Source organism: Candidatus Tisiphia endosymbiont of Sialis lutaria, assembly GCF_964026535.1.
Classification (GTDB): Bacteria; Pseudomonadota; Alphaproteobacteria; order Rickettsiales; family Rickettsiaceae; genus Tisiphia.
The window spans coordinates 123,451-136,520 of the sequence record NZ_OZ032153.1 but is presented as its reverse complement, the minus strand read 5'-3'; the positions used below and the strand labels follow the sequence as shown (position 1 = coordinate 136,520).

14 protein-coding genes are annotated in these 13,070 nt (G+C 33.3%); 5 read left to right on the top strand and 9 right to left on the bottom strand.

Going from position 1 to position 13,070, the window contains the following annotated elements:
- Positions 1-409: 409 nt before the first annotated feature.
- The 3 genes from AAGD20_RS00675 (at position 410) to AAGD20_RS00665 (ending at position 3,107) form a co-directional block, all read left to right on the top strand.
- The gene (locus tag AAGD20_RS00675) at positions 410-1,582 is read left to right on the top strand and encodes a hypothetical protein (protein ID WP_341749028.1); all 1,173 of its coding nucleotides are present in this window, start codon (positions 410-412) and stop codon (positions 1,580-1,582) included.
- Between the two features lie 45 nt (positions 1,583-1,627).
- A complete protein-coding gene (locus AAGD20_RS00670) occupies positions 1,628-2,146 on the top strand; it encodes an acyloxyacyl hydrolase (protein ID WP_250310975.1) in 519 nt (172 codons plus the stop codon).
- A 271-nt stretch (positions 2,147-2,417) separates the two neighbouring features.
- The gene (locus AAGD20_RS00665) at positions 2,418-3,107 is read left to right on the top strand and encodes a hypothetical protein (protein WP_341749027.1); all 690 of its coding nucleotides are present in this window, start codon (positions 2,418-2,420) and stop codon (positions 3,105-3,107) included.
- Between the two features lie 253 nt (positions 3,108-3,360).
- Here AAGD20_RS00665 and AAGD20_RS00660 read toward each other — a convergent pair whose 3' ends face one another.
- The 3 genes from AAGD20_RS00660 to AAGD20_RS00645 form a co-directional block, all read right to left on the bottom strand.
- On the bottom strand, positions 3,361-4,341 hold the full coding sequence (locus AAGD20_RS00660) for a bifunctional 5,10-methylenetetrahydrofolate dehydrogenase/5,10-methenyltetrahydrofolate cyclohydrolase (RefSeq protein ID WP_341749026.1): 981 nt from the start codon (positions 4,339-4,341) through the stop codon (positions 3,361-3,363).
- A gap of 350 nt (positions 4,342-4,691) precedes the next feature.
- Complete coding sequence (locus tag AAGD20_RS00655) at positions 4,692-5,261, bottom strand: cell cycle transcriptional regulator TrcR (protein WP_094649041.1); 570 nt, start codon at positions 5,259-5,261, stop codon at positions 4,692-4,694.
- A 199-nt stretch (positions 5,262-5,460) separates the two neighbouring features.
- Positions 5,461-6,189, bottom strand: coding sequence for an OmpW family outer membrane protein (locus AAGD20_RS00645; RefSeq protein WP_341749024.1), 729 nt, complete (start codon positions 6,187-6,189; stop codon positions 5,461-5,463).
- A 176-nt stretch (positions 6,190-6,365) separates the two neighbouring features.
- Here AAGD20_RS00645 and AAGD20_RS00640 point away from each other — a divergent pair, with 176 nt between their 5' ends.
- Together AAGD20_RS00640 and AAGD20_RS00635 are read left to right on the top strand one after the other, a co-directional pair.
- Positions 6,366-7,256: a DMT family transporter gene (locus AAGD20_RS00640; protein ID WP_341749023.1), complete on the top strand. Its 891-nt coding sequence runs from the start codon at positions 6,366-6,368 to the stop codon at positions 7,254-7,256.
- Positions 7,249-8,499: an MFS transporter gene (locus AAGD20_RS00635; protein ID WP_341749408.1), complete on the top strand. Its 1,251-nt coding sequence runs from the start codon at positions 7,249-7,251 to the stop codon at positions 8,497-8,499. Before AAGD20_RS00640 ends, AAGD20_RS00635 begins: the two co-directional genes overlap by 8 nt.
- Positions 8,500-8,665: 166 nt before the next feature.
- On the opposite strand, the gene AAGD20_RS00630 is transcribed toward AAGD20_RS00635, so the two are convergent.
- From AAGD20_RS00630 to AAGD20_RS00605, 6 genes are all read right to left on the bottom strand, one after another.
- Positions 8,666-9,535, bottom strand: coding sequence for a metal ABC transporter substrate-binding protein (locus AAGD20_RS00630; protein WP_341749022.1), 870 nt, complete (start codon positions 9,533-9,535; stop codon positions 8,666-8,668).
- 61 nt (positions 9,536-9,596) lie between these two features.
- Positions 9,597-10,037: a nucleotidyltransferase domain-containing protein gene (locus AAGD20_RS00625; protein ID WP_341749021.1), complete on the bottom strand. Its 441-nt coding sequence runs from the start codon at positions 10,035-10,037 to the stop codon at positions 9,597-9,599.
- Between the two features lie 2 nt (positions 10,038-10,039).
- Positions 10,040-10,480 carry a nucleotidyltransferase substrate binding protein gene (locus tag AAGD20_RS00620; RefSeq protein ID WP_341749020.1) on the bottom strand — a complete coding sequence of 147 codons (441 nt, stop codon included), beginning with the start codon at positions 10,478-10,480 and terminating at the stop codon, positions 10,040-10,042.
- A gap of 44 nt (positions 10,481-10,524) precedes the next feature.
- A complete protein-coding gene (locus tag AAGD20_RS00615) occupies positions 10,525-10,788 on the bottom strand; it encodes a hypothetical protein (protein ID WP_341749019.1) in 264 nt (87 codons plus the stop codon).
- A gap of 49 nt (positions 10,789-10,837) precedes the next feature.
- Positions 10,838-12,043, bottom strand: coding sequence for a CCA tRNA nucleotidyltransferase (locus AAGD20_RS00610; protein ID WP_341749018.1), 1,206 nt, complete (start codon positions 12,041-12,043; stop codon positions 10,838-10,840).
- 110 nt (positions 12,044-12,153) lie between these two features.
- A complete protein-coding gene (locus AAGD20_RS00605; protein WP_094649048.1) occupies positions 12,154-13,026 on the bottom strand; it encodes a TIGR01459 family HAD-type hydrolase in 873 nt (290 codons plus the stop codon).
- Positions 13,027-13,070 lie beyond the last annotated feature (44 nt).

Genomic DNA, 13,070 nt, shown 5'->3' with positions numbered 1-13,070 from the left:
TCATTGCGAGGAGCTACTTTAGTAGCGATGAAGCAATCCATGAGAATTAATATAGATGCATCAAGACTATATGGATTGCTTCGGTGCTACTAAAGTAGCTCCTCGCGATGACGTCTTTACCCTGTCATTCCCGCGTAGGCGGGAATCTAGACCCCTGCTTACGCAGGGGTGACAGTACTATGATTGTGAACTAACTCCTCGCAATGACATCTTAAACTTTTAAGATATTTCCCTTATGATTTTTAAATTGCCCTGAAATCAGCTCGTTTGTTTTTTTTGTTTGACAATTTGCTGTAAATATGTATTATGCGATAACTTTCATGGAACTTAGGTTTTAAATAATAACTATAGGTTGTGGTGTCTGGTTTACTCAATAACGCATAACAAATCACATTAATTCGGTAACTATATGAATGAACTTGCAAAAAATGATCCAAATTTTCAATTAATTGAAGACATAAGAACAACTATTTATAAAATTGGTAAAAGAGAAGGGTCAATTGAAGAACTGAAGCTGCTGTTACAAAAGGATACTACAGGAGCCTCTTATAAGTGTTTCTTTGGTACGGAGGATCAGGATACTTCTTGGGATAATCCTAAGGGGAATAATCTACTTTTATTAACAATAGCTGCGGCAAGCTCTTTAGAAGAAGGTAATAAAGAGATTGCAATACAGTTGACTGATATTATATTAAATGACGCTCAAGACAAATTAAAAAAAGAAAAAGAGTTTGCTGAATTTATTAATTTTCGTTATGGTAATGGTACTCCGGAAGCTTATAATAACTACAGCATAGATTATGATAACACTCCCTTAACTTTAGCCATTAAAGTGGGGCTTCTCTCTGTCGCTAGTGAATTAGTAAAATTGCAGGCTAAAGTTAACGTTTCTTGTGGTTATGCTAATTTTTCACCGCTACATTTAGCGGTTTTACATTATGCAGTAAACCCGACTGATTCTTCAAATGAAAAGTTAATTAAAGAGTTAGTAAATAATGGGGCAGATATTACTGCTAAAGATAAATATGGGCATACTGCAAAGGGCTTGCTTGAATATGAAGGCTTGGGAATAGAAGATTTACTTTTATTCACTATTAACAACCAATATCTTAAAAAAGTGCTCAACCCAGAAGTTGGGCAAAAATATTCTTTTAAGGAGTTAGCAAAAAATAAACTTGTAGTAGACTTTTTTGCAGATAAAAAATTTGATAAATTTGAAGCTAATTGGACTAATACAAATTTATTCAAGCAATTCTTAAACGAAAAGCGAGAAGAAAACGGTAATAAATATATTATTGCTAGAAATGGTATTGATGAAGAAGATACTTCAGCAAATGCTTCAGAAGATAATTTTGCTGCTGCAGTGTTACACGTCCTTGGTTTTGATACTGATCCTAATATAAGAGAATTAGTTAATAATTTCTCCAATGTTCTTTATGGGATATACGATCTTAATGATGCTAATGGTGTTTTAGATAATCCTTCGCATCGTTCATTTGTTGATCTTTCTAATAATTCTGATAGTCTACTACTAGAGATAAACGAATTGGCTAAGTTGTTGGGTGACGTACCTGAACACTAGATATGCTTATTATCAAGGTAATCTTTTTTCAAATTTGTGGGGTATATGAATCGTTTAATATTATTAATTTTGTTTAGTATTTCTTTTTGTTTAATTGGACAAAGAGTTCTGGCTGCTGAAATAAGAATAGGGGTGCTAAAGCAGGACGTAAATTTTCGCTATGAAAAAGGCATTGCCATTAATCTCGAGTATTTATTTAGTGAAAAATACAAATTTTGGGGTGGTTATCCTCATATAGGAGCGGATATTAGCACTGGTAGATATACAAGTAGTTTTTATAGTGGGCTTACTTGGCATTTTGATATGACAGAATTTATATTTTGTGAGCTAAGCCTTGGAGGGGCTTTTCATAATGGGGAATTGAAAAAATCACCAAAACAACGAGCCTTGAAAAAACGTCCATTAGGATCAAGGCTGTTATTTAGAGAAAGTCTTAGTTTAGGGGTAAAGCTTAATGAAATACATGCAATTTCACTAATTCTTGACCATATTTCTAATGCTGATATTGTAGGGCCTAATGCAGGGTTGACTAATTTAGGCATACGATATGACTATAAATTTTAAGCAAGGCAATCCAAAATAATCATTTTCTTGGATTGTTTTGTTGCTAAAGTGAATTAACTTGAATTGGCACGTTATAAATCCGATTTAGCATCAGCGTCATTGCGAGGAGCCACTTTAGTGGCGACGAAGCAATCTAAAAAAACGATTAAAATGGATTGTTTCGGGCTATGTTTCCTCGCAATGACAGCATGATGGGTGCTTATTCGGCGTTAATTCACTATACAAGTATCCTCACAATGATGTTAGCTCTAAAATATAATGGAGTGGAAAAATGAAAGATATTACTACTGATTATTCAGAGTTAAAGGTAGAGAGTATAAGGGATCATTTGGTTGAGCGTGTTGAATCACTGCCCATAGACCCGCCTGATACTAAAAAAGCTCTTATACAAAATATACTCAACACCCCTAAAAGCTCTGTCAACCCAAAAGATAGCTTGCAGAAAGCTGCTGTAATAATAGACATAATGGCAAAAGTTGTATTATCGCATTCGAGTGATTTTCTACAAGGTGCCCATATAATAGTTGAAGATAATGGGAGTATGTATGATAAATTAAAAGATCTAGGGCTGGTTAAAGAACGTTTTTCTTCTCACCATAGGGGCAATAAGGCTGAGTCCGATGCGTCAATTCAAGCTGGCGAAATATTTAGAGAATTTTTAGTTGGCAAAACAAAAGATGGTAAGACATGGTTTCAGTTAGAAGCTCATTCTATCGGTGGGATTAAAAATTTTGTAAAACACATGGTAGATTATATAACTTACGTATTAACTGGTAAAAATGTCGGACAATACGGTTTATCAGAGCATGTAGATAGTAATCCTATTGTATTGGATGCTAAACAAGTTAATCAAAAAACTAAAAAACAAGCCTCTCTCACAACTAGCAATTTTGTAAAAAAAATAGAAGAAGAGCGGCATAGAACTAAATCAGGACTATCAAAAAATACGGTTGAACGTTAGTCTGATAACTAACCTGATTGTATAGTCAATTAAACTCGTCATTGTGAGCGAATGTATGTGAGCCTGTCACCCCTGCTTTGGTACGGGGTCTAGTACTACAGTTGTAGATTGAATGTGAGTGTTCACGGAAAAAAGGTTAAAGTATAAGATGTCATTGCGAGGAGGTTGCCAGACCGACGAAGCAATCCAGGAAAGTGATTAGAAATGGATTGCTTCGTCGACCTACGGTCTTTCTCGCAATGACGTTAGTTTATTATGGATATATGTGGTTATTTTGTTTTGCTGCTTTGAGGGTATTCTTCAGCAAGAAAGCAACGGTCATTGGTCCAACGCCGCCTGGAACTGGTGATATATATCGTACTTTATCTACAACATTTGGAAAATCAACGTCTCCAACCATTTTGTCACTATTGGCAAGTTTACTAATACCAACGTCAATCACTATAGATTGTCGGTTAAAGTATTCTTCTGTTAATGTTAAAGGTGAGCCGATAGCTGATATTACTATGTCGGCACGGGAAGTTATAGAATGTAAGTTTTGAGTTTTTGAGTGACATAAAGTAACAGTGCAATCTTCTCTAAGTAATAAAGCTGATAATGGTTTTCCGACAATATTAGAACGTCCTATAACTACAACATTCTTGCCAGCTAAATTTTTCTCAACTTGTTTAAGTAACTCAATGCAGCCAAGAGCTGTGCAAGGTATAAAGCTGTTACCTGAGTTACTATCGTCAATTGATGAGAAGTTGGGGACGTTGTCGCTCAATGCTCGCCTATTACTTATAGGCGTCGCTCCATCGTTCCTAGCCCCAAATTCTCCTGAATTGACTATATGTAGATAACCAACATTTAGAGGGTGAAAACCATCAACATCTTTGCTAGGATCAATAGCAGATAAGATTAAATTTTTATTGATATGCTTAGGTAAGGGGAGTTGTACGATAATTCCAGAGATATTTGAATTATTATTAAGTATATTGATTTCATTCAGTAGATGGTCAATTTGAACTTCATTCGGCAAATTTATTTGCAAAGCATTCATACCAATTTTTGTTGCTGCTTTGAGCTTATTTCTTACATATATACTACTAGCTGGATTATCGCCCACTAATATAATAGCAAGAGTTGGTATCAAATTATGTTGTTTCTTGAGTAAATTGATTTCTATCTTTAGTTTAGATAATATTTGTTCTGCAAAATATTTACCGTTGATTATATTACCGTATTCATTCACTATTTATTTGCTCTCTATTTATGTTAGGCGATGCACAAAAGGTTCTGCAGCATTATTGCACATATAGTCAATTGATGAGAAGTTGGTGACGTCGTCGCTCAATGCTCACCTATTACTTATAGGCGTCGCTCCATCGTTCCTGCTACCCAATTCCCCTGAATTGACTATAGACGTTAGTTTAAGAAAATAATAATTGAAAAACCGTCATTGCGAGGAGACCGTAAGGTCGACGAAGCAATCCAGAAAAGTGATTAAAAATGGATTGCCACGTCACCTACGGTGGCTCGCTAATAGACGACTTATAATTGCTTCATCGCCATAAAGTGCCTCCTCGCAATTTGACTATAATCCTATTCTTTAGAGGTTTTTTCTTCTTGTTGGGGTAAAAATTTTGCTTGCTCAATATTCTTGTCTAATTCCACTTGGCTACAAATTCCAAGTAATACTGGATCACGTGGGCGAATATTCTTCATGTTCCAGTGACTACGATCACGAATAGCATCTATGGTAGATTTGGTAGTACCAACTAACTTAACAATTTGATTATCTAAAATTTCTGGACAATTTTTAAGTATCCAATATATCGCATCTGGTTTATCTTGACGTCTAGCAATAGGAGTGTACTTAGATTGTTGTTTTTTCTTAGTATTTATCAAATCATATGCAGCATTAACAGAAATCCTTAAACTACTAGTTGAATCTTTTGTACAACGTATGATTTCTTCTTTGGTTAATTGTCCGCCAGCGATTGGGTCTAACCCCTTAATACCGTGAGATACTTCGCCATCAGCAATGCCTTTAATTTCAAACTCATGAATTCCACAAAAATCAGCTATCTGCTTAAATGTTAATGCAGTATTATCAATTAACCAAATAGCAGTTGCTCTAGGCAGTATAGGTAATTTTTGTTGTGAACTCATAGTAAACTAATATAATATTAATATGTGATTTTCTAAAAAATATAATCTCTTCTAGCTGATAAGTCAACAATAGACTTTTAAATCGCCCTGATATAGTCAATTCAGGGCGATTTGGTGCTAGGAACGATGGAGCGACGCCTATAAGTAATAGGCGAGCGACGAGTGACGACGTCACCAACTTCCCATCAATTGACTATACCTAAAACCTAAAACCAACGCCTATGGCAATCATTAACGGATTAAACTTTACCTTAGAGGAGATAGCTTTTCTTACTAAAGGAGATTTATAATTAACCTCGGTATTAAGGAAATATTGTTTTATATCTAAGTTAACCAATGTATCATCCTTAGCATATAAATCGACTCCAAGCTGTAACACAGCACCATGACCATTTCTGACCGTACACCCTTTAGAGCTATTAACAAAATAAGCTCCATGGTAACCAACACCAATATAAGGTCTGATAGCACCAAAAGGAGCTATATGGTATTGTCCTGTAACAGTTAATGGAATCATATAAAGAGCTCTTCTTTTGGCAACTTCTTCTGGATTGGTGCCATAATTATAAGCCACATTCTTTAAATTGCTATTTTTATTACGTAATACATCGAAACCTAAAGATAACTCTGCGGCAACATAATTAGCAAAAAATACTGAGGTGGAAGCCTCTATACCATAACCATTTTCGGCAAAGGTACCAATCGATACTGGGTCTTTGACAGTAGCCTTAGGAAAATCTGTTTGCTTTGCACTAGATTTTATACCAATTGCTCTCATCCTAAATACTAAACCACCATCATTCTCATAATAATTAGCATTATAGTCAGCACCATAATCATTATCAGCTGAATCATTATTAGCAAAGCTAGAAATACTAGCACAACTTACCAACAGAAATATCCCTAATTTTCTTGCAACTTTTATCATAACTACTAAACCTTCTCTTGCTTTAAATATATTGCTGTACTATATATATTCTTCTTATCTGAAAATCAAATGATAATAAGATTTTTTAAAATTGTCTAACAATGATGATACTATAACACTAAATATAAGAAACACTAAGTATAAAAAACAAATAAACTAAAAAATTTTAGGTCTATATGAATAATAAATTAAACACTTATTTTATTGGTATTGGTTGGTTTGTATTAAGTATGCTTACTAGTGTAACTAATGATATAACGGCAAAATATCTTGGATTCAGGTTACATAGCTTTGAGGTAGCTTTTTTTCGCTTTCTCTTTAGTGCATTAATTCTTGTACCGTTTATTTTTTATTACGGGAAACAAACTCTAATTACTGATCGTCCTTTTGTCCATATTGCAAGAGGAGTTTTGTTATTTTTTGGTATGACATCTTGGACTTATGGTTTACAGCTTGCACCAGTTACTACTGCTACAATTGTTAGCCTGGCTATACCTTTGTTTACCTTGGTTTTGGCAGTATTCTTCTTAAATGAAAATATTATTTGGCAAAGATGGGCAGCAACTTTATTCGGCTTTATTGGCATTGTTGTTACTCTGAAACCGCATGCTAGTGATTTTAATCCACAAATATTGATTTTTGTATTAGCTGCTATATCTTTTGCCATGTTAGATATTATCAACAAGAAATTTGTAGTAAAAGAATCAATGATTAGCATGTTATTTTATTCTGCTCTAGTAACCTCTTTAGTATCAATACCACCATCAATAATGTATTGGAAAACCCCTAATGTTTCAGAATTTATTTTGCTATTTGTCCTAGGAGCAGGAGGTAGTTTAATTTTATTCTTTCTATTAAAGGCTTTTGCTCTAGTTGATGCTACTGCCATCGCCCCTTATAGATATTTAGAGTTAATCATTTCAGCATTAGCCGGATATATTGTTTTTAATGAAATTCCTGAAAGTAGTACTTTATATGGAGCATTGATAGTAATTCCTGCAACATTATTTATAATATATTCTGAGAAAGATAATATAACCCAAGATGATAAAATATCGCATGAATAAACGTAAATTAGTTTTTGCAAGCGGTATAGCAAATGCATTTGAATGGTATGATTACGCTCTATTTAGTCTTTTTGCCCCTATAATAGGGGCAAAATTCTTCCCTGGATCAAACCCTAGCTCGTCTTTACTACATGCTTTTGAGGCATTTGCTCTTGGTTATCTAATGAGGCCAATAGGTGGGGTGTTTTTTGGAGTGATTGGAGATCGGTTTGGTAGAAGAACTGCTTTAAGTGCATCTATATTTTGTATGTCTTTGCCAACAGCTGTAATTGGTATGTTACCAACTTATGACGAGATAGGTATTACCGCAACTATATTGATGATTTTAGTTCGAATGTTGCAAGGTTTATCAATGGGCGGGGCACTTACTGGCTCAATTTCATTTGTTATTGAACATGCAGGTGTAGCCTATCGTGGGTTTAGTAGTAGCGTATCAATGTCCAGTATTTGTATTGGTTTATTGTTTGGTTCAGGAATTTCACAATGCATACAAAGCTTTTTATCAGCAGAGCAATTTGATGATTGGGGGTGGAGAATACCATTTTTATTAGGAATTTTTATTTTATTTGCTGGACTTTATATCAAGAAATATACAAGTGAAACTCCTAGTTTTCAAAGTATGAAGGAAGATGGTAGAATATTAAAGTCTCCTCTAAAAAAAGTTGTCTCTGTCTATTGGTTTGATATGATAATATCCATCTTTATCAATTCCACAGGCTCAGTACTATTTTATTTACAAGCTACTTATCTCATGTCATTTTTGAAGATAAATCGTAATTTTACTAATGATGAAGTTAATAACTTAGCTAATTATTGTTATATAATCATGGCAATTGTTACTTTATGTTCTGGCTATTTGTCGGACATAATTGGTCGCAAGAAAATTTTTGTGTTCAATTTATTGGTAATTATTTTAGTTATCCCATTTTTGATACAGGCAATTGAAACTGGCGATTTTTGTGTTATAATTATATCTCAAATAGTATTATCAATTTTAGCTGCCTGTTATATTGGTCCTGAACCTGCACTGCAAGCTGAATTTTATCCAACCAATGTCAGAAATACGGCTTTATCATTATCTTATAATATCGCAACTAGTATTTTTGGTGGTACAACGCCTTTAGTGATAGCATATCTTGTACAGGAAACTGGTACAATTACTTCGTCTATTTATTACATAATTGCTTGTGCTATTTTAAGTTTAATAGCTCTGTATTTTTATAAGGATCGTTCAACGGCGTAATATAGCTATCCGACAGTTTCCTAACGTTACGTTAAATTCACAGCTGTCATGTCTCAGAGCCACTTTAGTGGCATTAGACCTTATATCTTGAAAATGTGATATAAGGTCTATTGAAGCAATCCCAAAAAAACGATTAGAATAGATTGCTTCGAAGGCTTACACCTCCTCACAGTGACGAATGATTAGAATTGTTGTTTAAGCATTTAGACACTTGATTAATTATTTTTAAATATTGATTATAAAATAAATCACTATTGATGTTAGTCGCTTGCCAATTCTCACTTTCAACCTCCACTACTTCTACTTTAAAATTTTTATAAAGAGCAACATCTTGCTCTGTACTTAGTAATAAACATTTACTATTGGACATGCTTAATAAATGCTCAAGATTACTAATATATCTCAGGCTTTTCTGATCAGAGCTATATAATCTTGCAACATTTTTTTGGCTATTATTAAAAAAATATTCTAGACTGTCACTAAGTAAGATAACGTCTGTTAAAGACGTTAATCTTTGATGTTTGATTTTCGTAAGCTCCTCTATTTGTTTTTTTGCTTCTCCAAGATTTTGGTAAATAGCTGAACTAATCTCAGGAAATCGTTGAGATAATACCTGAAATAATTGTTCTAATAATAGTTTTACATTGTCTAAATCAAGCCAAATATGCCAATTATCATAAGAATTATTACTAATAACTCTTAACCCATTAAAATTACTAATTTTAATGACATTTTTACTATGACCATTCATTAATTTGCCAGCAAAGCCATCAAATTGCTCATCTATATAAAATACAATATCTGCATTTTTAACTTTTTTAAGATCACTAGGTCTTAAATTATAATGATGCGGACAATCATTGTTATTGGCAATAGCAACAATTTCTGCCTGGTCTTTCACTAACATCGCTATAATGCTTGCTAGTGGGGTGATACTAGTAACAATTTTCACCTTACTTCTACTGGCAAAAGCTCCATAATTAAATAATATGATAATTATAGCAATAAAAATGCTAGCACTAATATTAATTTTCATTTTTTTTTAATTTTTTTATGATGAATAAATAATTTGTTCACTAACAGACGTTAGTTTACTACTATAAACATTGATTTTTATCTGTATAGTCAATTGATGAGAAGTTGGGGACGTTGTCGCTCAATGCTCGCCTATTACTTATAGGCGTCGCTCCATCGTTCCTAGCCCTAAATTCTCCTGAATTGACTATAAAATGATCATGTGTAAATAACAACAACATATTATTATCAATATGATCCTTAAGAGGGGAACAGGTGATCAAATCATAAACTTGCAAGTCTATTTTGATTGGTAAATTACTGTCATTAAGTAGCGTAAATATACGATCCATAGTCTTCTCATCAAGTGAGCCATAAATTACTAAGTCAATATCGGAGTTAGGACGGTAAAGACCAGTAGCACGTGAACCAAATAAACCAACACGATCGATTTTCTCTGAGAAGGGCAACAAAATACTACGCAGTGTATTTAATTGTTTTGCACTTAATCCATGGTTAGACATCTTTACCTTCTATATTCTGCTGCAAGTTCCAACATTTTTAGATTCATGCTCTCTAATTCAGGATAATAATTTTTTTCAATATCTATAATAATCTTCTCAAATTTTTTGAAGTCATAAGTATGTGACATTTTATTACGAGAATCTAGAGCATCCATCCATATTTCACCATTGTTGATTAAGTTAGCAGCTATTGATGCTTTAATTACAGCAGCTGGGGTAACGGTTTCCAGTACAACACCTTTATATTCCAGATAATCTTTAAGCACTTTCCATGTCAATTCCCATGTATATTCGAAACGTTGAATAATTCCTTCTTGTTCTAACTGGCTTACCTTACGTTCTCGCATTATATATATAGCCTCACGTAATAAAGCAAAAGTACGTTTAAAATTATCAAAACGATATAACCAACGAGGTTTTTCTAAGTTACTAAGTATAGTCATATTAACTCTGCATCTAATAGCTTAATTCTTTTGAAGTTTTTATTTTAGACATGTTCAATCTTCTCAACAATTTCTTCCAAGTTATCTTTTGGTTGATTTCTTTCTGCCCACGATAATGCTTTATCTATTTTAGTCAAGGTATTTCCTTGATATAACCACTTTTCTGAGGTTGGAATAAATTCTCCTGTCTTAATGATCCATGTACCATTATTTAATTGTTCGATTAATACCATTTGTCCTGCAAATACTTTGCCAAGCGATAGTTGACCGTTGTTACCTATTACTTTCACTTGTTGATTTTGATTCATAGCATTTTCCTAATTTAGTGCCTTAAGAATTTATTGTATGATAATTATTCTAATTCTTCAAATCATTTGAGTATAATTCAAGTAATTGATGCTTATTAAGCGTAAAATCACTTTCTATCCAGGATTTTTTTAATTTACCTATCACTGTGCCAATATCTTTACCATGAATATTTATTTTCTGTAAATCATGCCCATTTACTGGAAATATTGGTCGTGGTTTGGATTTATATGTATCTAGAAATTTATTTGCTGTAGCTCTGTTTAATTTGCCTAATGATAGCAAGATATTTATACATTGTAGATAATTAGCAGGATAATCTGCAGTTTCCCACCAAATTTCTCGTAATGTAAATTCGTTGATTTCTTGATTTATAAACCTATATATAGTAATGATTTTGTTTGCTTGTTGCCGAGAAAATTTTAAATTTAATAAATCACTTAGTGATAAGTTCTTTATGTGGTAGAATAAAAGTGAATATCTAGCGTAAGGCTCTAAGGAACCGCAATTAATTGCTTCCATTAAAGGTTTTTTATCAAATTTACTAACTGGTAATATTATTTGCAATATGCCATTATCAAACATTTGCTGCAAAATATTTGGACTATTATCTGAGATAATTAATTTGTCCATTTCCCATTTTACCCGTTCTTTTGATAAGAATTTGAGATTTTCTCGCAATTTAATACAAGCATCTAACCCATTAAGGTCTAATTGTCTTGCATAATAGCAGGAAAAACGAAAAAAACGTAAGATACGTAAAAAATCTTCCTGAATTCGTGCAAATGCTTGTCCGATAAATATTACTTTTGATTGTTGTAAATCATCTATTCCACCAAAATAATCATAAATTTTATGCTCAAATGGACAATAACTTAGTGCATTAATAGTAAAATCTCTTCTAGCAGCATCCTCCATAAAATCGTCAGTAAAAACAACTTCCGTGTGCCGACCATCACATTTCATGTCTTTTCTAAGTGTAGTAATCTCAAATGTTTCATTATTTAATAAAGCTGTAACTGTACCGTATTTTATGCCAGTTGGGATAACCTTAATGTTGGCTGCTGATAAAATATCTGTTACTTGCTGCGGTAATAAATTGGTTGCTATATCAATATCATAATTGACAACATTAAGGATAGCATCACGAACAGCTCCCCCGACAACCCTTGCCACTCCACCACCTAGTCTAATTATTGACAAAATTTCTTTGTAATAATTGGATTGAATAGATAATTCTCTTGTTGTAATATTCATTATAGTTCCACTATTGTCATTCTCGCTTCGGTGTGGAATCTAGACCCCTGCTTACGCATGGGTGGCAGAAAAATGGATTGCATTGTCGGCTTCTCCTTCTCGCAATGGCATTAGTTTGTAGTCAATTTAATCACAAAATTTGGTATTACTCCCTGCTCAGTTGCGGCAATTTGCAGATGCTGTAGTTTTTTTTCAATAGTAGGATGTTGGTTGTGAAACTTTGTCGTATTACCTGTTAATACTAAAGCAGAGTCAATTCCCAGGTTATTCGCTCCTAAAATATCAGTAAAGAAAGTATCGCCTATCATCAGAATCCGGTTCAGTGGGACACCGGGTAGTTGGTTTAATACGGTATGATATATTTCTAGATGTGGCTTACCGCTGTAAATTACCTTTCCACCAAATTGCTTTATTTTTTCAGCAAAATATCCAGAACAATATCTTTGTACACCCTGTTGCATAATTCCAAGATCTGGGTTAGCACATATAGTAATTATGTTTCTTTTTACTACAGTTTTAAATAAATCATCAAACTCATCTAAATTTAAATTTTTTCCTGCATCGCGATGGAGCGTTAACAAAAAGATATTAGCTTCATCTATGTTTGTAGTAATAGGTGTCTGCAATTCATTCAGCAAATCATTGTCATCTTGACCAAGATGATAAACCACAGGGGTTTTGATACCAAATCTTTTATCACTTTCTAGTATCATATTGATGGCTACTTCACCAGAGCTAAAAACCATTTTTTCCGTTGTGTTAATACCCCAAATCTTATTAATCTTGTTAAATAAGAAAGCTCTGCTGCGTGGAGCATTAGTAACAAAAAAAACCTTCTTTTGCTGTTTAATTATTTTGTTAATATTGTCAACTACCCCAGGGTAAATCTTATTGCCTTCTACTACCACTCCCCAAAGATCAAATAAAAAAACATCATAATCATCCATTGTAGATGGAACGTCTCTAAAAGTTAGTTTTGTCATTATTGTGTACACTCTATATGAAATTTTTATAGCCTCGCTATTAG